This is a genomic window from Streptomyces dioscori, from assembly GCF_003024195.1.
GTDB lineage: Bacteria > Actinomycetota > Actinomycetes > Streptomycetales > Streptomycetaceae > Streptomyces > Streptomyces dioscori.
This window is the reverse complement of the sequence record NZ_KZ679041.1, coordinates 334713-356499: the sequence shown is the minus strand read 5'-3', so window position 1 is coordinate 356499 and position 21787 is coordinate 334713. Positions and strand designations below refer to the sequence as shown.

Genomic DNA, 21787 nt, shown 5'->3' with positions numbered 1-21787 from the left:
CCGTCGATGATCACAAGACAACGGCTGGCGGCGGGCGCCTGCGCCCTGCTCGCCGCCCTGGCGGCCGGGATCGCGCTCCCGCCCGACGCCGTCGCCGACGAGCCCTCGGGGACCGCCGCGCCCAAGGTGAACCTGCTTCTCGACGTCAGCGGCTCCATGCGGGCACGGGACATCGACGGCCAGTCCCGGATGGCGGCGGCGAAGCAGGCCTTCAACGAGGTCCTCGACGCGACGCCCGAAGAGGTCGAGCTGGGCATACGCACACTCGGCGCCAACTACCGCGGCGACGACCGCAAGACAGGCTGCAAGGACACCGAACAGCTCTACCCCGTCGGGCCGTTGGACCGTACCGAGGCGAAGACGGCGGTCGCGACCCTGTCGCCCACCGGCTGGACCCCGATCGGCCCCGCGCTCCTCAAGGCCGCCGACGACCTCGAAGGCGGTGAGGGCTCCCGCCGTATCGTCCTCATCAGCGACGGCGAGGACACCTGCGCCCCGCTGGACCCGTGCGAAGTGGCACGCGAGATCGCCGCCAAGGGGATCGGCCTCACCATCGACACGCTGGGCCTGGTGCCGAACACCAAACTGCGGCAGCAGCTGAGCTGCATCGCGGAGGCGACCGGCGGCACGTACACGTCGGTCGAGCACACCGACGAACTCACCGACAAGGTGAACCAGTTGGTGGACCGAGCCGCCGACCCGGTGGTGACGCCGGTCGCCGTCGAAGGGGCCGACGCGTGCGCGAAGGCACCCACGGTCAAGTCGGGGCTGTACACCGACCGTGAGGAGTTCGGGCAGCACCGCTGGTACCGCGTGGACCTGCCGGCCGGCTCCGAACTGCGTGCCTCGGTGAGCGTCGCGGCCGACCGCCAGGTCGACCGGGACTACGGGGTGTCGCTGCGGGCGGTCACCACGAGCGGCCGCGAGATCGTGCGCGGCGAGACGACCGGCACGGGGCGGACCGACGTCATGTCGGCCGGTCTGCGCTACCCCAAGGCGGAGAACGACGACTCCGACGACGACTCCGGGTCCGCGACCGAGATCGTGTGCCTCCAGGTCGCCAACTCCTTCTCGGCGGCCTCCGGGGTGAAGACCACGCCCGGTCTGCCGCTCGAACTGACCATCGACATCGTGGACGGGCCCGACGCGTCGAGCGACGTGGCCTCCTTCGGCCTCGGCCGCGGCTGGTGGCTGCTCGGCGCACTGGTGCTCACCGGCTTCCTCGCGGGTGTGCTGTGGGGTTGGGTCTCGCGCTGGCGGGTCGCGGTCTGGAGGACCAACTGATGCGTACGAAGCTTGTGTTGAGAGCGGCGAGTGCGGGACTGCTGCTGCTCGGGGCCGCGGCGGCTCCCGCCGTCGCCGACTCCTCCCCCTCCGCGAGCCCGTCGGACGACTCCGGCGCGCCCACCTCGGCGGGGACGTCCTTCCGCACGGCGGCCGAGGTCGACCAGGGGCAGCGGGCGACCGCCGGGGCATCCACGGGCGACTACCTGTACTGGTCGTTCCCCGCCGACGCGGGACAGCGGCCGACGGTCCGGGCGAAGGTGAAACTGCCGGACTCGCACGCCTCCGCGACCTGGCAGATCGACGTGTACGACGGTCTGCGGCGGCGTCAGGCGTGCCAGTACGGGGCGCAGACGCGGACGGCCGCGCAGGACGTGGGCTCCGTCGAGCTGTCCTGCACGCTGCGTACGGTTCGTGCGTGGTCGGAGCCCTGGGCCGACGACCCGCTGCCGGGTACGTACTACATCCGGCTGACCACGGTCGGGCTGACGGCCGCCGATCTCGGGCTGCCGGTGACCACCGAGGTGCGGATCGACTCCAAGGAGATCGGCGGGGCTGCGGCGGTCGACGGCGCGTTGTCCGAGCCGTTGGTTCCGGGAATCGCGGTCAAGTCCGAGGCCGACTCCGACTCCGGCGACGAGGAATCCGACTCGCCTGCGGCTGTGCTGTCCAGCATCGAGCCGGATGACGGGTGGGCTTCCGGGTGGTGGTCCGACCGGTGGGTGTGGTCGGGGGTCGGGGGTGCGCTCGCCGCTCTCGCGGGAATCGGCGGATACGCGCTGACGCGGGGCACGGGCCGCCCACGACCGTAGCTTCCGCGCACGGGCACGCCTGCCGCGTCGTCGGGTGCGGGTGTGTCTGCGGTTGCCCGCGCCGTTCCCCGCGCCCCTTCGGGGGCGCCTGCCGCGTTGTCGGGTGCCGGTACGTCGTGGCTGATCGCGCCGTTCCCCGCACCCCTACGGGCACGCCTGCCGCGTCGTCGGGTGCCGGTACGTCGTGGCTGATCGCGCCGTTCCCCGCGCCCCTACGGGGCGACCGCACCCCGTCGGGTGCGGGCACGTCGTGGCTGGCCGCGCCGTTCCCCGCGCCCCTGTGGGGGCGTTCCCGCGTCGTTGGCTGCGGGTGCTTCGTGGCTCGTCGCGCAGTTCCTCGCGCCCCTGACGGGGCCCGCCCAGGGCCACCCAAGGGGCGCGGGGAACTGCGCGGGCAACCACAGCGCACCCGCAGGTGGCAACACACCCAGGACCCCTCCAGGGGCGCGGGGAACTGCGCGGCCAGCCACAACGCACCCGCAGATGGCAACGCTCCCAAGACCCCTCCAGGGGCGCGGGGAACTGCGCGGCCAGCCACAGCGCACCCGCAGGGGGCGGCGCGCCCGGGGTGCCCGCAGGGGCGCGGCCAGTCGCCGCGGAGTCCGGGGTCAGGGCTCGCGGAGGGCCTTTGCCAAAGGGCTTTCGCCCGTCACCGCCACCCGGTTCGTGCGTATCGCGTCCGCAAGTGTCAGGTCACCCCGCCCCAGCAACGTGCACGTCTCCGCGTCCAGGGAGATCCGCGCGTCGGGCGTCCCGGGCCCGGGGCCCTCCCCGTAGACCGGCCCGTCCACCGTGCCGGCACCGGCACCGGCACCGGCACGGACGTAGAACTCGCCCTCCTCCAGGCGGACTTGCACAATTCCCTCCCCAAACCCCTCCAACGCGCGCAACAGCGGCAGCGCGAACCAGTGCGCCCGCACCGCATCCGTGGCCCGCCGTTCCGCCAGCAGCGGCGCCCCCCACTCCCCCAGCGCCTGCAGCACGGGTAGCAACTGCCGCCCACGGCCGGTGAGTTCGTACACGTACACGGCGCCCGGAGGCGGCATCCGCCGGCGCGTCGTCAGGCCGTCCCGCTCCATGTCCTTGAGCCGGGAGGCGAGCACGTCCGTGCTCACCCCGGGCAGGTCGGCGTGCAGGTCGGTGTAGCGGCGCGGCCCGGCCAGCAGCTCGCGGACGATCAGGAGGGTCCAGCGGTCACCGACGGCGTCGAGCGCGCGGGCAGCGGAACAGTACTGGTCGTAGCTTCGGCGAGGTGACATGCGACGCAGTCTAGACAACTTGTTGGACTTTCCAAGCGTGAACTTGGTAAAACCAAGCAACACCACAACCTGGAGGTGCGCACCGCATGGAGTTCCGGCAGTCGAGCAAGCTCAGCGAGGTCTGTTACGAGATCCGGGGCCCGGTCATCGAGCACGCGAACGCCCTGGAGGAGGCAGGCCACAGCGTGCTGCGCCTCAACACGGGCAACCCCGCGGCCTTCGGCTTCGAGGCCCCGCCGGAGATCCTCCAGGACATGATCCGGATGCTCCCGCAGGCACACGGCTACACGGACTCGCGCGGCGTCCTGTCGGCCCGCCGCGCCGTGGCGCAGCGCTACCAGGAGCGCGGTCTCGAAGTCGACGTGGACGACGTCTTCCTGGGCAACGGCGTCTCCGAACTCGTCTCGATGGCCGTCCAGGCCCTCCTGGAGGACGGCGACGAAGTCCTCATCCCCGCCCCGGACTTCCCGCTCTGGACGGCGGTGACGACCCTCGCGGGCGGCAAGGCCGTGCACTACCTGTGCGACGAACAGGCCGACTGGTACCCGGACCTGGACGACATGGCGTCGAAGATCACGGACCGGACCAGGGCCGTCGTCATCATCAACCCGAACAACCCCACCGGCGCGGTCTACCCCAAGGAGATCATCGAGGGCATCCTCGACCTGGCCCGCCGGCACGGCCTGATGGTGTTCGCGGACGAGATCTACGACCAGATCCTGTACGACGACGCCGTGCACCACACGGCCGCCGCGCTCGCCCCCGACCTGGTGGTCCTCACCTTCTGCGGCCTGTCGAAGACGTACCGCGTGGCGGGCTTCCGGTCCGGCTGGCTGGTCGTGACCGGGCCGCGCCAGCACGCGAAGAGCTATCTGGAGGGCCTCACCATGCTGGCCTCCATGCGGCTGTGCGCCAACGCCCCGGCCCAGTACGCCATCCAGGCCGCGCTCGGCGGCCGGCAGTCCATCCACGAACTCACCGCGCCCGGCGGCCGGTTGCGCGAACAGCGTGACATCGCGTGGGAGAAGCTGAACGAGATCCCCGGCGTCTCCTGTGTGAAACCGAAGGGCGCGCTGTACGCGTTCGCCCGGCTCGACCCCTCCGTCCACAAGATCCACGACGACGAGAAGTTCGTACTCGACCTGCTGCTGCGCGAGAAGATCCAGGTGGTCCAGGGCACCGGTTTCAACTGGCCGCGCCCCGACCACTTCCGCATCCTCACCCTCCCGTACGCCGACGACCTGGACGCGGCGATCAGCAGGATCGGCCGGTTCCTGAGCGGCTATCGGCAGTAGACGGCAGGGGGCGGCAGCAGGGGGCGGCAGCGGGCGGCGATGTCAGACCCTGGTCGTAGTCTGCAACAGCAGCTGACGGGTCCGCCGTGGCCCCCGGTCCGAAGGAGGCGACCATCCGTGACGCGACCGCCGAGCGCCGCGCAGCGGCGTGTCATCGACGCCGCCGACCCCGTGACCGGGCGCCTCAAGGGTACGGAGAGCCAGCTCGCGGCGCTGGTCAGACATGGTCTGGCCTTCCGGCACCCGCGCCCGCCGCACGCTCACTTCCTGACCCCGGCAGGGCACCGGGTTCGCGAGGAGTCCGCCACGGCGGACGCGCTCGCCTCCGAAACGCCGCAACCCGCCCCCGCCCTCGCTCATGAGCCCGCCGGGGTGTTCGCCGCGCGCGTCGGCGGCGAGGAGACCGCCGACGCCGGTCCGTCACGCGTTCGCGAGGTGCGCAGCGCCTGGCAGGGGCTGCTGGAACTGCGGCGGATGACGAACACGGGCGGCGCCGTGGACCGCCCGTGCGCATGGGAGCGTACGCATCTGGTGCAGGCCGCCGCCCTGGCGCTGGAGGCGGCGGGACTCCGCCCGGCAGGGACGGGCGCGGAGGGGTACCGGGTGCGGGCGACACCCCAGCCGGAGGCCGTCGCCGTGCGTGAGCCGGACGCGGCGGCCCTGAAGGAGTGCGCGGTGACGCTGGAGAAGGCCGGATGGCAGGTCGGCGAGCACACGGAGCCGCGTACGGGAGCGCGCTATCTGCTGGCCTCGCCCCGCCGGTCGTGACGCCCCCGGATGCCGCGTGCCGTGCCGAGGGGAGGTCGACGTCGATGACCAACCGCTCAGTACGCTGACGCCAACTCAGCTCAGCTCACCGCAGAAATGGGGAAGTCGTGGCCGAACCGTATGCCGTCCCGGTGACCGTGCGCGGGTACGAGACCGACGTCCAGGGGCATCTGAACCAGGCCGTGTACGTGAACTACGCGGAGCACGCCCGCTGGTCGTTGCTGCAGGCCGCCGGGATCACCCAGGCCGGTCTGATCGCCAAGGGCGTGAGCCCGGTGTCGCTGGAGATGACCGTCCGCTACCTGCGCGAACTGCGCGCGGGTGACGAGGTCGAGGTGACCTGCGGCTTCGACTGGGGCGAGGACGGAGAACAGGGCAGCGGCAAGACGTTCCGGATCCGGCAGACCATCCGCAGGACCGACGGTACGGTCGCGGCCGAGATCACGGCGGTCGGCGGCCTGATGGACCTCAAGGAACGGAAGCTGGTCGCGGACCCCCGCGCCTACTTCCGCGCACTGGCCACCGACCCCCGGCCGTTCGGCCTCTGACGGCGGATCAGCAGCGAAGCCGGCCGGCCCCGGCCCCGACGGGGCTAGGACGATGGACGGCGGGCGTCGTACGCGGCGCGTGACTCGGCGATCGTGACGCGGTGCCGTTCCGCCCAGTCGGTCAGCCCCAGCAGCGAGGCGTGCAACTCGTGCGCCACCGGCGTGAGTTCGTACTCCACCTTCGGCGGGACCGTCGGGTGGACGGTGCGCGTGAGCAGTCCGTCGCGCTCCAGGTTGCGCAGGGTCAGCGTGAGCATGCGGCGGCTGATGCCCTCGATGCTGCGCTCCAGCTCCGTGAAGCGGATCGGCCCGTGCGCGGCGGCCACGATGATCAGAACGCTCCATTTTCCGGCGACCCTGTCAAGAACCTCGCGGACGGGACACGCGTGCGCGTTCACGACCTGCGAGGTAACACGGGTGTTCCCCTGGGACATCCGGGTGCCTCCTTACGACCGGCCTTCATGGTCACTCACGATGTCCTCCGTTACAAGTCGTGCACCTATGGAATGTCCAGCACTCATACGGAGGCCGTGGCCATGTCGTCCCGGATAGGAGCCCGCACGGCGGGACTCGCCCAAGACAGTCCGGATCCTGCTCAGCACTCGCGAACGTACTCCCGCCGGGCGTCCCTCGTCGTGCTCTGCGGGGGCGCGCTGATGACGATCCTCGACGGCAACGTCGTGACGGTGGCGATGCCCGCGATCCAGAGCGATCTCGGTTTCTCGTCCGCGGGGCTCGCGTGGATCGTGAACGCGTATCTGATCCCCTTCGGGGGCCTGTTGCTGCTGGTGGGGCGGCTCGGCGACCTGGTGGGACGCCGGCGGATGTTCACTTCGGGGCTCGCCCTGTTCACCGTGGCGTCGGTGCTGTGCGGAGTCGCCACCAGCCAGGGCGCGCTGATCGCGGCGCGGGCGCTGCAGGGCGTCGGCGGGGCGATGACCTCGGCGGTCGTCCTGGGCATGCTCATCGCCCTCTTCCCCGAACCGCGTGAACAGGCCGGGGCCATCGCGGTGTTCAGCGCGGTCGGGGCGACGGGCGGCGCGCTGGGCACCTTCCTCGGTGGGGCGCTCACCCAGGCACTCAGCTGGCACTGGATCTTCCTGATCAACCTGCCGATCGGGACCGCGGCCTGGATCGCCGCCCTGCGCGTCCTCGCCCCCGACCGCGGCGCGGGGCTCGGCAGGGGCGCGGACTATCCCGGGGCCGCGCTGGTCACGGGCGCGCTGATGCTCACGGTCTACGCGATCGTAGGCGCCGGAGAACGGTCGGTCGGCGGCACGCTCGCCCTGGCCGTGGTCTCGCTCGCACTGTTCGCGGGATTCACCCTGCGGCAGGCGCGGGCCGAGCGTCCGCTGCTGCGGCTGAGGCTGTTCCGCTCACGGCTGCTCACCGGAGCCAACGGTGTGCAGATCCTGATGATCGCGACGATGTTCGGGTTCCAGTACATCGGGGCGCTCTACCTCCAACGGGTGCTGGGATACGACGAGTTGCGGACAGGACTGGCGTTCCTGCCCGCGCCCGTGCTGATCGGGGTGCTGATGCTGGGGCTGTCGGCGCGGACGATCGGCCGCTTCGGGGCGTACCGGGTGCTGCTCGCCGGGCTCGTGCTCATCGTCGCCGGGATGGGCCTGCTGAGCCGGATGCCGGTGTCCGGGATGTACGTGGTCGATGTGCTGCCTCCGATGCTGTTGCTGGCGACGGGGTTCGCCGCTGCGATGCCTGCGGTGACGGGGCTTGCCGTGGCGGGGGTGGCGGAGGAGGATGCCGGGCTTGCGTCCGGGCTCTTCAACACCACGCAGGTGGTGGGGGGTTCGCTGGGGCTTGCCGTGCTCACGACTCTCGCGGCGGGGCGTACGGATCGGCTCCTGACGGGTGGGGAGGTGTTCGCGGTGGCGACCGCGGGCGGGTATCGGTTGGCGTTCGCTGTTGCGACGGGGGTTGCCGGGGTGGGGCTAGTGGTCGCCGCGGTGGTCCTGCGGCCGGCTCGGGATTCTTTCGCCCCCGCCGCCCCTACCCGTTCCCGTCCCTGACTCAGGGGCTCCGCCCCCGAACCCCCGGTCCTCAAACGCCGGACGGGCTGGGGGGGGAGGGAGCGACGGAGCCTGCGGGCCGGTGGGGGCGGGCCGCGCAGTTCCCCGCGCCCCCAGGTGCCTGGGGGCGCGGGGAACTGCGCAAAAGGGGGCGAGGGGGCGAAGCCCCCATGTGGTGACGGGAACGGGCAGGGGCGGCGGGGGCGAAAGAACGCTTGACGGGTATACGTCACTCTCAATCTCTGGTAGGAAACTTTCCTAACAGTACGGAACAGTGACTCCCACCCCCCCCACCGGAGGTCCCGTGCACACCCCCCACGCCCCCCACACCCCCACAAGCTCCTCCCGCCGCACCATCCTCGCGATGATCGGAGCAACCCTCGTGGCGGGCCCAGCCCTCACCGGCACCCCCGCGAGCGCCGCGGGCACAGGCACCGCCGCCCCCGGCCTCGACGACCCGGCGAAGAAGGAGATCGCCATGAAGCTCGTCTCCAGCGCGGAGAACTCCTCGCTGGACTGGAAGGCGCAGTACGGCTACATCGAGGACATCGGCGACGGCCGCGGCTACACCGCGGGCATCATCGGGTTCTGCTCGGGCACGCACGACATGCTCGACCTCGTGGAGCTGTACACGCAGCGCAAGCCGGGCAACCCGCTGGCCGGTTACCTGCCCGCGCTGCGCCGCGTCGACGGCTCCGACTCGCACGAGGGCCTGGACCCCGGTTACCCGGACGCCTGGCGCCGGGCGGCCCAGGACCAGGTCTTCAAGCAGGCCCAGAACGACGAGCGTGACCGCGTTTACTTCAACCCGGCGGTCCAGCGCGGCAAGGCGGACGGCATCGGCACGCTCGGCCAGTTCACGTACTACGACGCCATCGTCATGCACGGCAACGGCGGCGACAGTACGAGCTTCGGGAGCATCCGCAACCGGGCGCTGGGCCGGGCCAGGCCCCCGGCCCAGGGCGGTGACGAGGTCACGTACCTCAATGCCTTCCTCGACGCCCGCGTGTGGGCGATGAAGCAGGAGGAGGCCCACTCGGACACCAGCCGTGTGGACACCGCGCAGCGGGTGTTCCTCAGGAACCGGAACCTGAACCTGAACCCGCCGCTGGACTGGCAGGTCTACGGGGACAGCTTCCACATCGGCTGAGGAGCCCGAAGAGTCCGAAGAGCCTGAGGAGCCCGAGGAACCGGGCCGGTGGCCGCCCGCTCACGAACCGTCAGCGAGCGGCCACCGGCTCCGGCCCCGCGCCCGGTGCCGAACCCGGTGCCGAACCCGCACCCGGAGCCGGTGCCGAACCCGGCCCCACCCCCGGCCCCGGCTCCATCGGCGCCGTCACCTCGTCGCACTCACGGCTGTCACGGCTGCCGCCCAGGTGGTTGAAGACCAGGTTCAGGGCCACGGCCGCCACGCACCCGGTCGAGATCCCCGAGTCCAGGATGATCTTCGCGGTCTCCGGGAACGCGTGGTAGAACTCCGGCGCGGTGATCGGGATGATGCCGACGGCGAGCGACACGGCCACGATCAGGACGTTGTTGTCCTTCTCCAGGCCCGCCTTGACGAGGGTCTGGATACCGCTCGCGGCCACCGAACCGAACAGCACCACTCCGGCCCCGCCGAGCACGGGACGCGGGACCACCGCTATCAGCGACGCGGCCATGGGACACAGGCCCATCAGGACGAGGAAGCCGCCGCCCGTGGCCACCACGTACCGGCTGCGGATGCGGGTCATCGCGACCAGGCCGATGTTCTGGGCGAAGGCGCTGCACATGAAGCCGTTGAAGAGGGGGCTGACGGCCGAGCCCAGGGTGTCCGCCCGCAGGCCCGCCGCGATGGTCTTCTCATCTGCGGGCCGGCCGACTATCTCCCCCAACGCCAGCATGTCCGCGGTCGATTCGGTCATCGAGACGACCATCACCACGCACAGCGAGACGATCGCGGCGAGCTGGAACTGCGGCGCTCCGAAGTGGAACGGCGTGGGGAAGCCGACGACCGCCGCGTCGGCCACCGGCGCGAAGTCGGTGACGCCGAACGGGATCGCGACGAGCGTGCCGGCAACCAGGCCGAGCAGTACGGCGATCTGCTTGACGAAGCCACGGGTGAAGCGGCGCAGCAGCAGGACGATCAGCAGGGTCGCGCCCGCCAGGCCCAGGTTGGTGGTCGAGCCGTAGTCGTGCGCGGCCGGGTCTGGGCCCTGGGCCCAGCCGAAGGCGACCGGCATCAGGGATATGCCGATGAGGGTGATGACCGTGCCTGTGACCACCGGCGGGAAGAAGCGGACCGCCTTGCTGAAGAAGGGGGCGGCGAGGAAACCGAGGAGACCGGCGACGATGACCGCGCCGAAGATGACCGGCAGGGCGTCGCGCTTGTCGTCGGTGGAGTTGACGACCGCGATCATCGGGGCGACCCCGGCGAAGGTGACACCGTTGACGAAGGGCAGCCGGGCGCCGATCTTCCAGATGCCGAGGGTCTGCAGGAAGGTGGCGAGTCCCGCGGTGAACAGACAGGCACCGGTGAGGAAGGTCAGTTCGGTCGCGGTCAGGCCCACGGCCGCGCCGACGATCAGGGGTGGGGCGACGACTCCGGCGTACATGGCGGCCACGTGCTGCAGACCGCTCGTCGCCATCTTCAGGGCGGGGAGTTTCTCGTCAACCGGGTGTTTCTTCGGGCCAGTTGCGCTTACGTCCGTACTGCTGGGCAGGTGCTGGGCAGCCACGGCGGCTCCTCCGGTCGGGTACACGTCGGCGTTGACGTGGGTGTCAGGGAGGTCTGTTTTCTGGCAAGGCTTTCTGGCAGGGCTTTCTGGCAGAACTTCTTGGCAGGACGGTGCCCGTCACGGAGGGGGCGCGGCGGGGGCAGGAGGACGGGAAGGGACCGTTCCGGGGCGCGGGCAGTTCGTGCGCGCGCCCCGGAGACGGTCACCGCGGACCCCGTTCGGGTCGGCGGCCACCGGCCGAGGGCCGTCCCCCTCGGCCGGAGATCTTGGCGAGGACCAGGCGGCTTCCGATGGATCAGAGCCATCGGAAGCCCGCCGGGTCAGGCCTGCGCGGCGATCCGCGCGAGGCGCCGGGCCTCGTCCCGTGTGGAGCGGGCGATGGCGTCCTCGTCGACGTGCAGCAGCCGCCCGTTCTCGACGATCTGCTCACCGTTCACGAAGGAGGCGGTGACCGGCGCCGCGGCGCCGAAGACGAGTGCGGTAACCGGGTCGGCGATCGACGCGTGAGCCAGGGTGTCCAGCTTCCACAGCACCAGGTCGGCGAGCTTGCCCGGCTCCAGGGAGCCGATCTCCGGTGCGCGGCCGAGGACTTGGGCTCCGCCGTACGTGCCCAGCCGCAGCGCCTGACGGGCGTTCAGGGCGGCCTCGCGGTGGGCGCCGAGGCGGTTGATGAGGAGCGCGTTGCGCAGTTCGGTGTGCAGTTCGCCGGATTCGTTGGACGCCGTGCCGTCGACGCCGAGGCCGACGGGGACGCCGGCCGCGAGCATGTCGGGCACGCGCGCGATCCCGGCCGCCAGACGGGCGTTGGAGGAGGGGCAGTGGGCCACCCCTGTCCTCGTACGGGCGAAGGCGGCGATGTCGGAGTCGTTCATGTGGACGCAGTGGGCCATCCACACGTCCTCGCCGAGCCAGCCGGTCGACTCGAAGTAGTCGGTCGGACCCATGCCGAACAGTTCCTTGCAGAACTGCTCCTCCTCGACCGTCTCCGAGCCATGGGTGTGCAGCCGTACACCCTTGCGCCGGGCCAACTCGGCGCCCTGGCGCATGAGTTCGGTCGAGACTGAGAAGGGCGAGCAGGGTGCGACCGCCACCTGGGTCATGGCGCCGAAGGAGGCGTCGTGGTGTTCGTCGACGGTCGCCTCGGTGGCGGCGAGAGCGCCTTCGAGGGTCTCGACGGCGAAGTCCGGCGGCAGTCCGCCGTCCTTCTCGCTGCGGTCCATGGACCCACGGGCCAGGGTGAAGCGGACACCCATCTCGCGTGCGGCGCGGATGATCGACCCGGACAGGTCGCCGGAGCCCTTGGGGAACACGTAGTGGTGGTCCATGGCGGTGGTGACTCCGCCGCGGGCCATCATGCCGAGGGAGCCCTGGGCCGCCGCGTACGTCATGCGCTCGTCGATGCGCGCCCAGGTCGGGTACAGGGCGACGAGCCAGTCGAAGAGGTTGTGGTCCGTGGCGAGGCCGCGGGTGATCCACTGGTAGAAGTGGTGATGGGTGTTGACCAGGCCCGGGGTGACGAGGTGGCCGGTCGCGTCGATCCGGCGTACGACGTTCTCCAGGCCCTCGGGGGCCTTGCCCGCACCCAGTGACTCGATGCGGTCGCCCGCCAGGACCAGATGGCCCGACGTGTACTCGGTGTCGTCGGCGTCCACGGTCGCGATCGAGCAGTTCTCGATGACGATCCGCCGGTCTGCTGCCATGGTTCGTCCTTCTGCCGTGCCGAAAAGGGTTGCCGTCAGGGGGAGTTGCTGACGGAGGCGGGTGCGTCAGAGGTTGCTGAGGTCCACCGGGATGAGTGCCTCGCAGCCGTCCCGCAGGATCGTCGCCTCGATCAGGCCGTACGGCCGGTCGGCGGCGAAGTACACCTCGTTGTCGTTCTTGAGGCCGAACGGCTCCAGGTCGACGAGGAAGTGGTGCTTGTTCGGCAGCGAGAAGCGGACCTCTTCGATCTCGTCGCGGTGCTCGATGATCCGCGCGCCCATCTGGTACAGGGTCTGCTGCAGCGACAGGGAGTACGTCTGCGCGAACGCCTGGAGCATGTGCCCGCGCACCTGTGCGTAGGACTCCTCCCAGTCGGGCATCGGCTGCTCGTCGTCGGTCCAGTCGAACCGCCAGCGGGCCGACACCTCGGTGGCGAGAATGCGGTCGTACGCCTCTTTCAGCGTCGTGTACTTGTCCTTGACGTAGCCCCAGAACTCGGAGTTCGTCGAGTTCAGTACGACGAGGTCCTTGAGGCCGGATATGACCTCCCACGAGGAGCCGTCGTACGTGATCTGCGTGACGCGGGTCTCCTGGCCCTTGCGAGCGAAGGAGTGCCCGCCGTCCTCGGCGCCGGCGGACGACGGGTCCGTCTCCGAGGTCCCGATCCGCTCCCAGGAGTACTCCTCGATACGGATCCGGGCGGTCTTGATCGGCTCCTGCGAGGTCACGAAGTGCCGGGCGAGGTGGATGCCGAACTGCTCGGCGGACTCGATGCCGTGCTCCTTGGCGAAGGCGTACACCGTGTTCTTGGTGGTGTCCGTCGGCAGGACGTTCGCGTTGGAGCCCGAGTAGTGGACCTCCTCCATGTCACCGCTGAGGGCGACGGAGACGTTCAGGTCCTTGATGTGGTGGGTGGCGCCGTCCCGGGTGATCCTGACGACGCGGTTCTCGGCCTTGCCGTACTGGTTCTGGGCCAGGACCGCCGGACGGGCGGAACGGGGATGGGTGGTCATGTCTGCTAGCTCCCTCGGTAAACGGAGTAGCCGAACGGGTTGAGCAGCAGCGGTACGTGATAGTGCTCCCCCGGGCTGACGGCGAACGTGATCGCCACCTCGGGGAAGAACACCTGTGCGGCACCGCTGTCCCGGTTCGCGGGGGCGTCCTGCTGCGCCTCGGCCTGGTTCTGCACGGGCTCGTTCTCGGGCTTGTTTCCGAGCTCGTTCTCGGGCTTGTTCTCGGGCTTGCTCTCGGGCTTGCTCTCGGGCTTCTTCTCGAAGTACTCCTCGACCGAGAAGTCGAGCCGTACGTGTGTGGTGCCCTCCGGCAGCGCCGGCAGGTCCTTGCACCGGCCGTCCGCGTCCGTCGCGGAGCCGCCGAGCGCCCGCCACTGCGCGTCACGGCCGCCACGGGCCGCGAGGCGGACGGCGACCTGTGCGGCGGGGCGGCCGACGCTGGTGTCCAGGATGTGCGTGGACACGGAGGCGACGGCGGCGACGGAAGCGGTGGTCTCGGTGGTCATGCGGGGGCGTTCTCCTCGACGAGTGGGGCGAGCCGGATGCGGTTGATCCTGCCCAGTTCGGTGCGCACGGTCTCGCGCTCCTGTGCGGGCGTGTTGCCGATGCGCTCCCTGAGCGCGTCACGCATCTGTTCGCCGGTGAGGCCGGTCGCGCAGATCAGGAAGACATGGCCGAACCTCTCCTGGTACGCCAGGTTCAGTTCGAGCATCTCCGCCTTGAGTTCGTCGGAGGCGCCGGCCATGCCGCGCTGTTCACGGGAGGAGGTCGGGTCGCCCGGCTTGGGGCGGCCGATCGGCGGATGGCCGGCCATCGCCTCCGCCAGGTCGGCGTCGGTCAGGTCGGCCATGGCCGCGTCGCTGCGCGCGAAGAGGTCGTCCCCGGTGGCGTACGGGCGGCCGGTGAGCAGTCTGTGCGCCCAGGTCGTCGATGCGCACAGTTCGTGGAGGGCGGCACGGGCCGCGGGTTCCTCCAGGGTGTTGAACCGGGCGAGGCCGCCAGGTGTCGTCGTACTCGAAGTCACGGGAAGCCTCCGTGGCCTTGTGCTGGACGGGCTGCGGTCAGCTAACGCCCTCGGAAACACCACGTCAACACTTTGTTGAAAAATCCAGGTAACGAAGACGTCCGCCGCCCGGGCGCCCCGATCCCGGGCCGGCCACCGTTCTCCCTGCTCAGACCCCTCAGACCCCGCGCCCGGACGTTCCGTTCATGCGTCCTTCTCGCGGTTCAGGTAGTTGTAGACGGTGAACCGCGAGACGCCGAGCGCGCCCGCCACCGTCTCCACGCCGTGCCGTACGGAGAAGGCTCCGCGCGCCTCAAGGATGCGTACGACCTCCTGCTTGGCCTTGCGGTCCAGCTCGGCCAGCGGCTTGCCGCGCTTGCGTTCCAGGGCGGCCAGGATGTGGTCCAGCGAGTCGGCGAGCTGCGGCAGCCGGACGGCCACGACGTCCACGCCCTCCCAGGAGAGCACCACGTCGTCGGGTCCGGCCTGGTCGGCGGGGAGCATCTCGGCACCCATGGCGTCGACCAGCGGCTTGACGGCCGACACGAAGGGGTCGTCCGCGGACCGGGTCACCGGCCCTCCTCCCCGATCACGTTGAGCTGCAGCGAGATCCGGGTGGCACCGGCGTCCAGGGCCTTGCGCAGCAGCGCGTCGACCGCGGTGAGCACCGAATCCGCCCCGCCCTCGGCGGTGTTGCCGAACGGGCCGACATCGACCGAGTCCAGTTCGGCCGCCTCGATGACCTCGCGGGCGACCAGCGCGTGCGGCGGCGCCTCGTCGAGGTCGAAGGGTTCGGTGGTGAACTCCACTCGCAATCGCACTGTGCCCCCATGGCATCACTCGGGTCCATGTCTGCGACGGCCCAGTCCCGGCCGGCCAGAAGGCGACCCTAGCCCACCCGTAATCCGCCTCCCGGCCGCCGAACGGCACCCGGGCCCCGCCACGGACCGCACCCGCTTTTCCCGCCGACCCCTCTTGACAAGGTTCCCTCCCGCAGGCAGCCTTTCCATCAAGCAGAAAAGAACTTCCGTAATACGGAACTATCGATGCAGGCCCGGCCAACGGCCCCACTCGTCACGGAAGGGAGCGCCGACCCCTATGCCCGGTTTCTCGATGGACGCAGCCGCAGAGCAGCGCTTCAACGTCAACCTGTCGATCCTCTTCACCGAGCTGCCGCTCCTGGAGCGCCCCGCGGCAGCCGCCGCTGCGGGCTTCACCGCGGTCGAGCTCTGGTGGCCCTGGACCGACACCCCCACCCCCGACCGCGCGGAACTCGACGCGCTGAAGAAGGCGATCGAGGACGCGGGCGTACAGCTCACCGGCCTCAACTTCTACGCCGGACAGCTGCCGGGCCCGGACCGGGGCGCACTGTCGATCCCCGGTGAGGAGTCCGAGCGATTCCGCGCGAACATCGACGTGGCCGCGGACTTCGCCCGCTCACTGGGCTGCACGGCTCTCAACGCCCTGTACGGCAACCGCGTCGAGGGCGTTGACCCGGCCGAGCAGGACGAACTCGCCCTGGAGAACCTCGTACTGGCAGCCCGCGCGGCCGACCGCATCGGCGCGGTCCTGCTGATCGAGACGCTCAACAAGCCGGAGTCGCCGCTCTATCCGCTGGTGAGCGCCGAGGCGGGGATCGCCGTCGTCGACAGGGTGAACGAGGCGACGGGACTGGGCAACGCCCGCTTCCTGATGGACCTCTACCACCTGTCCATGAACGGCGAGGACCTGCCGTCGGTGATCGAGCGATACGCCGCCAGGACCGGCCACGTCCAGATCGCCGACAACCCTGGCCGCGGCGCACCCGGCACAGGATCGCTCCCGCTGGCCGACCTCCTCGGCCTGCTGCGCAAGCAGGGGTACGAGGGCTGGGTCGGCCTGGAGTACAAGCCGGGTGACCGGCCGAGCGCCGACTCCTTCGGCTGGCTCCCCCGCGAGGCCCGAGCCGCCCGCGTCACTCCCGTCACCCGCGTCACCTGATGAGCGGCAACTCCCGGACTCAGTAAGGCAGCTGACGCAGCGAAACAGTTGATGCAGCAGAACAGCCGACGTAGCACAGCGTGCAGAGAGGCACCCTCACCATGAGCAACCTTGCCGACAGTTCCCACGCGTCCCGTCCGGCGATCGCCTGGATCGGCCTCGGCATCATGGGCTCCCCCATGTCGGAGAACCTGATCAAGGCCGGCTACGACGTCACCGGGTTCACCCTGGAGCAGGACAAGCTGGACCGGCTGACCGCCGCGGGCGGCACCGCGGCCGGGTCGATAGCCGAGGCCGTACGGGACGCCGACGTCGTGATCACGATGGTGCCCGCCTCCCCGCAGGTCGAGGCCATCGCGTACGGGCCCGACGGCATCCTGGAGAACGCGCGGTCCGGCGCCCTCCTGATCGACATGTCCTCCATCACCCCGCAGACCTCCGTGGACCTGGCCGAGGCGGCGAAGGCCAAGGGCATCCGGGTCCTGGACGCCCCGGTGTCCGGTGGTGAGGCGGGCGCGGTCGAGGCCGTGCTGTCCATCATGGTCGGCGGCGAGCAGGCCGACTTCGACCAGGCCGAGCCGATCTTCGAAGCGCTCGGGAAGACCGTCGTGCTGTGCGGTCCGCACGGCTCGGGACAGACCGTGAAGGCCGCGAACCAGCTGATCGTCGCCGTGAACATCCAGGCGTGCGCCGAGGCCGTGGTCTTCCTGGAGAAGTCGGGCGTCGACCTGGCGGCGGCCCTGGACGTACTGAACGGCGGCCTCGCCGGCTCGACCGTACTGACCCGCAAGAAGGACAACTTCCTGAACCGCGACTTCAAGCCGGGCTTCCGGATCGACCTGCACCACAAGGACATGGGCATCGTCACGGACGCCGCCCGCAACGTCGGTGCGGCGCTGCCCGTCGGCGCCGTGGTCGCCCAGCTCGTCGCGTCCCTGCGCACCCAGGGCGACGGCGGCCTGGACCACTCCGCGCTGCTGCGCGCGGTCGAGCGCCTCTCCGGCGAGCGGGTCTGACCGCCCGCCCCCACAGACCCGGGCGGCGCCGGCGCTGACACCTGTCCTGTCGCGCCCAAGCGGCGGCGCCGCCCGGTACCAACAACTTCCGAGCTGCGCCCGGGGTCTGACGGGAGGTCATACCTCAGGCGCACCGCCCGCGAGGACCGTGGACCCGGATGAGGGGTAGTCCACGGAACGAGCGGGCCGGGCGAGGGCCGCGGCGGTGTGCACGCCAGTGCGGTGGTGAAGGTCCCGGCGCCCCTTCTCGACATGAGGGAAGGGAAGCGTCCGGAGCCGTCGCACCGCCGCGGTCCCGGCCGAGAACCCACGACGAAGAGCGCCGAGTACGGAGAGTCCCGTACTCGGCGCTCTTCGTCGTCCGTACGCCGGGGGGCGTACAGCGGTGGGCGTACTGCCGCTACGGAACCCTCAAATCAACCTCTGAACATCGCGCCTGAGGCTTCAACTGACGGTGGCATTGGGCACATTCTCAGCACACGGGGCCCGCCGGCACGGGGGCGGCGGGCCCCTTACGGAGTACACCGCGGGCTGGTCCTGAAACGGGGGTGGGACGCATGGGCAGCCGGTTGAGGTGTCGGCACGAGCCGTTCGTGACGCTGTCGCGGGGCGGGCCGCCTGCCGCGGTGACGATCGCCCCGTCCGACGCAGCACTCGGGGGGAGACGCGGGGCGGCACACGGGGGAAAGCACGGGGGCGCCGGGTTCGGCTCGGGTCGCGGCGGGGGCGGCCGGGGCTGAGCACGGCGCGAGGCCCCGTCCTGATGACTCAGGACGGGGCCTCGGCTCATGAGGGAGGGCTTGGCGGGGTCAGACCTTCAGGGTCCTGATGGACGTGGGCGCGTGGCCCGGCTCGGTCGCGATCTCCTCGAACTCCACGACGTTGCTGATGTCGTTGGTCGTGGACATCGAGATGTTGGTGACGCGCTCCAGGATCGCCTCCACGACCACCGGGACCTGGAACTCGGCGGCCAGCTTCTTCGCCTGCTCGAAGGCGGCGCCCAGCTCGCCCGGGTCGGTCACCCGGATCGCCTTGCAGCCGAGCCCCTCGACGACCTTGACGTGGTCGACCCCGTACACGCCCAGCTCGGGAGAGTTGATGTTCTCGAATTCCAGGTTGACCTGGAAGTCGATGTCGAAGCCGCGCTGGGCCTGCCGGATGAGGCCCAAGTAGGCGTTGTTCACCAGCACATGGACGTACGGGATCCGGTGCTGGGCCCCGACGGCCAGTTCCTCGATCATGAACTGGAAGTCGTAGTCGCCGGAGAGCGCGACCACCTGCGCGCCGGGGTCGGCCTTGGCGACGCCGAGCGCGGCGGGGACGGTCCAGCCGAGGGGGCCGGCCTGACCACAGTTGATCCAGTGCCGGGGCCGGTAGACGTGCAGCATCTGCGCGCCGGCGATCTGGGAGAGGCCGATGGTGGTGACGTACCGCGTCTCCGGGCCGAAGGCCTTGTTCATCTCCTCGTAGACCCGCTGCGGCTTGATGGGGATGTCGTCGAAGTGTGTACGCCGCTGGAGTGACGCCTTCTTCTCCTGGGCGGCCTCGGCCCACCCGGACCGGTCGGGCAGCCTGCCCTCGGCCTTCAACTCCCGTGCCACCGTGACGAACAGCTCCAGCGCGGCCTTCGCGTCGGACGCGATACCGAAGTCCGGGGCGAAGATCTTGCCGATCTGGGTGGGCTCGATGTCGACGTGCACGAACGTGCGTCCGGCCGTGTAGACGTCGAGCTTGCCGGTGTGGCGGTTGGCCCAGCGGTTGCCGACGCCGAGGACGAAGTCGGACTCCAGGAAGGTCGCGTTGCCGTAGCGGTGCGAGGTCTGCAGGCCGACCATGCCGGCGTTCAGCTCGTGGTCGTCGGGGAGGATGCCCCAGCCCATGAGGGTGGGGACGACCGGGACGCCGGTCAACTCGGCGAATTCGACGAGGAGTTCGCAGGCATCGGCGTTGATGATCCCGCCGCCCGCGACGATCAGCGGCCGCTCGGACTCGTTCAGCAGCGCGATCGCCTTCTCGACCTGGGCACGGGTCGCGGCGGGCTTGTAGACCGGCAGCGGCTCGTACGTCTCCGGGTCGAACTCGATCTCGGTGAGCTGGACGTCGATGGGCAGGTCGATGAGGACCGGGCCCGGACGGGCCGAGCGCATCAGATGGAAGGCCTGCTGGAAGACGCCCGGGACCTGGGCCGCCTCCAGCACGGTGACCGCCATCTTGGCGACCGGCTTGGCGATCGACGCGATGTCGACGGCCTGGAAGTCCTCCTTGTGGATCACGGCGGTCGAGGCCTGGCCCGTGATGCACAGGATCGGGATGGAGTCGCCGGTCGCGGAGTACAGACCGGTGATCATGTCCGTGCCGGCCGGTCCTGACGTCCCGATGCAGACGCCGATGTTGCCGGGCGCGGTACGGGTGTAGCCCTCCGCCATGTGGGAGGCGCCCTCGACATGGCGGGCCAGGGTGTGGCCGATGCCGCCGGATGCCTTGAGCGCCGCGTAGAAGGGGTTGATCGCCGCGCCCGGGACACCGAACGCGTTGGTGACGCCCTCACGCTTGAGGATTTCGACTGCCGCGCGGGCAGCGGTCATACGGGCCATTGCGTACTCCTGCTTCGGCTGCCGGATTCGGGCTCCCGTCGCGCCCCGCGGAGAGCTTCAAATTCCGTATTACGGAAACTAACTTCTACTATCTGGAAGCAATGTAGGTGCGAGGGCGGGGGGCGTCAAGGGCGCGAGGCGGGGGCGCGTGCGCGGCGAATCATGGGGCGTCCGATCGATTCCCTGCCGGAGGAGGGCGTTCCGGAGGACGATGGAGGCGCAGCTCCCCTGCGGTTCGGTGTCACGTGTTCTGGAGAGAGTCATGGCCGAGAGCGTGCCGGTGACGTGTCCGGCCTGTCGGCGCGAGCATGTCTATGCGGCGCCGACGTACCCGTGCGCGTGCGGTGCGCCGGTCACCCCCGAGCTGGACTCGGGGGCGGCCCCCGAGTCCGTCACCCACCACACCTGGGACGAGGGCTGGGTGACGGTCCCCTGCGGGACCTGCGGGCGCGCGGACCAGTGGCCCCGACCGGAACTCGGGTGCCCGTGCGGGACGGTCCTGCGGGTACCGGTGACGTCGAAGCCAGGTCCCGCCGCCTTGGGCCCCGCCCACCCCGACAGCGATGCGCCCGGCCCGCCCCACACCGATCCCGATAGCGATGCGCCCGGCCCGGCCCACACCGATCCCGATACGCCGGGCCGTGCGGAGACGGGCCACGCGGAGACCGACCGTGCGGGGACAGGCCTCGCGGAAACCGACCGTGCGGAGACGGGCCGCGCGGAGACCGACCGTGCGGGGACAGGCCGCGCGGAGACCGACCGTGCGGGGACAGGCCTCGCGGAGACCGACCGTGCGGGGACAGGCCACGCGGAGACCGACCGTGCGGGGACAGGCCACGCGGAGACCGACCGTGCGGGGACAGGCCTCGCGGAGACGGGCCTCACCGAGGCCGAGGCCGGCAGCGCGGAATCGGGTCTCACCGAGACCGGCCTCACGGAGACGGGCCACGCGGGGAAAAGCCTCCCCGGGACGGGCCTCGCTGGGACCGGACGCGCCGGGCCCGAGCGCCATGGGCCCGGCCGCCGGGGGACCGGCCGCCGTGGGACGGGGCACGACGGGGCGAGGCACGACGGATGTGACGCGCGTCCGGGGGACGCCGACGAGGCACACGCCGCCGACGCCGACCGCCGGGACGGCTGGGCCTACACGGACGGCCCGGACGCCTCGGCGGATCCGGTCGGCTCGGCGGATCCGGTCGGCTCGGCGGATCCGGCGGGTCCGGTCGACTCGGCGGATCCAGTCGACCCGGCGGGTCCGGTCGACTCGGACAACCCGGGCACCCCGGGCGGCTCGGCAAGTCCGGTCGCCTCCAACGGTCCGGCGGATCCCTCGGATCCCTCGGATCCGGCAGCTTTGAGGGCTCCGGCAGGCCCAGGCGGCTCAGACCGCCAGGCTGGCCCGGACAACTCCGCCGTCTTGGACAGCCCTGTCGGCTCGGCCGCCCCGGTCGCTCCAGTCGGCCCCGACGGCCCTGATGGCCGGAACAGCCTTGCCGGCTCGGACGGACCAGGCAGCCCGGACGGCTCCGGCGGCCCGGCCGGCCCGAACAGCCCTGTCGGCTCGGACGAACCGAACAGCCCGGACCGCGCGGAGAGCCCTGTCCGCCCGAACGGCGCGGAGGACTCCGGCAGCCCGGACGGCCCGGACGGCTCCGACAGCCCGGACGGTGCGGAGGGCTCAGCCGGTCCGGACGGTTCAGCCGGTCCGGACGGGGACGGCGGCGGTGACGGCGAAGGTTCCGGTCGTGGTGTGGCCGTGGAGGGTGG

At 70.8% G+C, this 21787-nt stretch carries 19 protein-coding genes; 9 read left to right on the top strand and 10 right to left on the bottom strand.

Annotated elements, in window-relative coordinates:
* Positions 1–6 precede the first annotated feature (6 nt).
* Together C6Y14_RS12730 and C6Y14_RS12725 are read left to right on the top strand one after the other, a co-directional pair.
* A complete protein-coding gene (locus tag C6Y14_RS12730) occupies positions 7–1284 on the top strand; it encodes a VWA domain-containing protein (protein WP_107016707.1) in 1278 nt (425 codons plus the stop codon).
* Positions 1284–2096: a hypothetical protein gene (locus C6Y14_RS12725; protein ID WP_107016706.1), complete on the top strand. Its 813-nt coding sequence runs from the start codon at positions 1284–1286 to the stop codon at positions 2094–2096. Before C6Y14_RS12730 ends, C6Y14_RS12725 begins: the two co-directional genes overlap by 1 nt.
* Before the next feature lie 608 nt (positions 2097–2704).
* Here the strand turns inward: C6Y14_RS12725 and C6Y14_RS12720 are convergent.
* Entirely contained in the window at positions 2705–3355 is a 651-nt protein-coding gene (locus C6Y14_RS12720; RefSeq protein WP_107016705.1) for a winged helix-turn-helix transcriptional regulator, read from the bottom strand.
* A gap of 86 nt (positions 3356–3441) precedes the next feature.
* Here C6Y14_RS12720 and C6Y14_RS12715 point away from each other — a divergent pair, with 86 nt between their 5' ends.
* The 3 genes from C6Y14_RS12715 (at position 3442) to C6Y14_RS12705 (ending at position 5966) form a co-directional block, all read left to right on the top strand.
* Positions 3442–4650 (top strand): pyridoxal phosphate-dependent aminotransferase, encoded by a 1209-nt coding sequence (locus tag C6Y14_RS12715; RefSeq protein WP_107016704.1) that lies wholly within the window; start codon positions 3442–3444, stop codon positions 4648–4650.
* A gap of 117 nt (positions 4651–4767) precedes the next feature.
* Positions 4768–5418, top strand: coding sequence for a hypothetical protein (locus tag C6Y14_RS12710; RefSeq protein ID WP_107016703.1), 651 nt, complete (start codon positions 4768–4770; stop codon positions 5416–5418).
* 107 nt (positions 5419–5525) lie between these two features.
* Complete coding sequence (locus C6Y14_RS12705) at positions 5526–5966, top strand: acyl-CoA thioesterase (protein ID WP_107016702.1); 441 nt, start codon at positions 5526–5528, stop codon at positions 5964–5966.
* Positions 5967–6010: 44 nt separating this feature from the next.
* Here the strand turns inward: C6Y14_RS12705 and C6Y14_RS12700 are convergent, their stop codons facing one another.
* A complete protein-coding gene (locus tag C6Y14_RS12700) occupies positions 6011–6400 on the bottom strand; it encodes a winged helix-turn-helix transcriptional regulator (RefSeq protein WP_107016701.1) in 390 nt (129 codons plus the stop codon).
* Between the two features lie 72 nt (positions 6401–6472).
* On the opposite strand from C6Y14_RS12700, the gene C6Y14_RS12695 reads away from it, so the two are divergent.
* The gene (locus tag C6Y14_RS12695; RefSeq protein ID WP_404828775.1) at positions 6473–7996 is read left to right on the top strand and encodes an MFS transporter; all 1524 of its coding nucleotides are present in this window, start codon (positions 6473–6475) and stop codon (positions 7994–7996) included.
* Between the two features lie 364 nt (positions 7997–8360).
* Entirely contained in the window at positions 8361–9146 is a 786-nt protein-coding gene (locus C6Y14_RS12690) for a chitosanase (RefSeq protein ID WP_107016950.1), read from the top strand.
* Positions 9147–9216: 70 nt separating this feature from the next.
* Here C6Y14_RS12690 and C6Y14_RS12680 read toward each other — a convergent pair whose 3' ends face one another.
* The 7 genes from C6Y14_RS12680 to C6Y14_RS12650 form a co-directional block, all read right to left on the bottom strand.
* A complete protein-coding gene (locus tag C6Y14_RS12680) occupies positions 9217–10713 on the bottom strand; it encodes a nucleobase:cation symporter-2 family protein (protein ID WP_263973069.1) in 1497 nt (498 codons plus the stop codon).
* Between the two features lie 320 nt (positions 10714–11033).
* The gene (locus C6Y14_RS12675) at positions 11034–12413 is read right to left on the bottom strand and encodes an 8-oxoguanine deaminase (RefSeq protein ID WP_107016698.1); all 1380 of its coding nucleotides are present in this window, start codon (positions 12411–12413) and stop codon (positions 11034–11036) included.
* A 66-nt stretch (positions 12414–12479) separates the two neighbouring features.
* A complete protein-coding gene (gene pucL / locus C6Y14_RS12670) occupies positions 12480–13427 on the bottom strand; it encodes a factor-independent urate hydroxylase (RefSeq protein ID WP_107016697.1) in 948 nt (315 codons plus the stop codon).
* 5 nt (positions 13428–13432) lie between these two features.
* Entirely contained in the window at positions 13433–13933 is a 501-nt protein-coding gene (locus C6Y14_RS12665) for a hydroxyisourate hydrolase (RefSeq protein ID WP_107016696.1), read from the bottom strand.
* Positions 13930–14451: a 2-oxo-4-hydroxy-4-carboxy-5-ureidoimidazoline decarboxylase gene (uraD, locus tag C6Y14_RS12660; protein WP_107016695.1), complete on the bottom strand. Its 522-nt coding sequence runs from the start codon at positions 14449–14451 to the stop codon at positions 13930–13932. Before uraD ends, C6Y14_RS12665 begins: the two co-directional genes overlap by 4 nt.
* A gap of 183 nt (positions 14452–14634) precedes the next feature.
* Positions 14635–14946: a helix-turn-helix domain-containing protein gene (locus tag C6Y14_RS12655; RefSeq protein ID WP_199854727.1), complete on the bottom strand. Its 312-nt coding sequence runs from the start codon at positions 14944–14946 to the stop codon at positions 14635–14637.
* 53 nt (positions 14947–14999) lie between these two features.
* On the bottom strand, positions 15000–15251 hold the full coding sequence (locus tag C6Y14_RS12650) for a hypothetical protein (protein ID WP_107016693.1): 252 nt from the start codon (positions 15249–15251) through the stop codon (positions 15000–15002).
* A gap of 277 nt (positions 15252–15528) precedes the next feature.
* On the opposite strand from C6Y14_RS12650, the gene C6Y14_RS12645 reads away from it, so the two are divergent.
* Both C6Y14_RS12645 and C6Y14_RS12640 read left to right on the top strand, forming a co-directional pair.
* A complete protein-coding gene (locus tag C6Y14_RS12645) occupies positions 15529–16410 on the top strand; it encodes a TIM barrel protein (RefSeq protein WP_107016692.1) in 882 nt (293 codons plus the stop codon).
* Positions 16411–16511: 101 nt separating this feature from the next.
* Positions 16512–17426, top strand: a complete 915-nt coding sequence (locus C6Y14_RS12640) for a 2-hydroxy-3-oxopropionate reductase (protein WP_107016691.1) — start codon at positions 16512–16514, stop codon at positions 17424–17426.
* A gap of 809 nt (positions 17427–18235) precedes the next feature.
* On the opposite strand, the gene gcl is transcribed toward C6Y14_RS12640, so the two are convergent.
* On the bottom strand, positions 18236–20020 hold the full coding sequence (gene gcl, locus C6Y14_RS12635; protein ID WP_107016690.1) for a glyoxylate carboligase: 1785 nt from the start codon (positions 20018–20020) through the stop codon (positions 18236–18238).
* Positions 20021–21787 lie beyond the last annotated feature (1767 nt).

Coding starts and splice junctions, on each gene's coding strand:
- C6Y14_RS12675 (WP_107016698.1), bottom strand. CDS start 12,413: ATGGCAGCAGACCGGCGGATCGTCATCGAGAACTGCTCGATCGCGACC.
- C6Y14_RS12695 (WP_404828775.1), top strand. CDS start 6,473: ATGTCCAGCACTCATACGGAGGCCGTGGCCATGTCGTCCCGGATAGGA.
- C6Y14_RS12655 (WP_199854727.1), bottom strand. CDS start 14,946: ATGGGTGCCGAGATGCTCCCCGCCGACCAGGCCGGACCCGACGACGTG.
- gcl (WP_107016690.1), bottom strand. CDS start 20,020: ATGGCCCGTATGACCGCTGCCCGCGCGGCAGTCGAAATCCTCAAGCGT.
- C6Y14_RS12730 (WP_107016707.1), top strand. CDS start 7: ATGATCACAAGACAACGGCTGGCGGCGGGCGCCTGCGCCCTGCTCGCC.
- C6Y14_RS12720 (WP_107016705.1), bottom strand. CDS start 3,355: ATGTCACCTCGCCGAAGCTACGACCAGTACTGTTCCGCTGCCCGCGCG.
- C6Y14_RS12715 (WP_107016704.1), top strand. CDS start 3,442: ATGGAGTTCCGGCAGTCGAGCAAGCTCAGCGAGGTCTGTTACGAGATC.
- C6Y14_RS12665 (WP_107016696.1), bottom strand. CDS start 13,933: ATGACCACCGAGACCACCGCTTCCGTCGCCGCCGTCGCCTCCGTGTCC.
- C6Y14_RS12690 (WP_107016950.1), top strand. CDS start 8,361: ATGATCGGAGCAACCCTCGTGGCGGGCCCAGCCCTCACCGGCACCCCC.
- pucL (WP_107016697.1), bottom strand. CDS start 13,427: ATGACCACCCATCCCCGTTCCGCCCGTCCGGCGGTCCTGGCCCAGAAC.
- C6Y14_RS12640 (WP_107016691.1), top strand. CDS start 16,512: ATGAGCAACCTTGCCGACAGTTCCCACGCGTCCCGTCCGGCGATCGCC.
- C6Y14_RS12700 (WP_107016701.1), bottom strand. CDS start 6,400: ATGTCCCAGGGGAACACCCGTGTTACCTCGCAGGTCGTGAACGCGCAC.
- C6Y14_RS12725 (WP_107016706.1), top strand. CDS start 1,284: ATGCGTACGAAGCTTGTGTTGAGAGCGGCGAGTGCGGGACTGCTGCTG.
- C6Y14_RS12645 (WP_107016692.1), top strand. CDS start 15,529: ATGCCCGGTTTCTCGATGGACGCAGCCGCAGAGCAGCGCTTCAACGTC.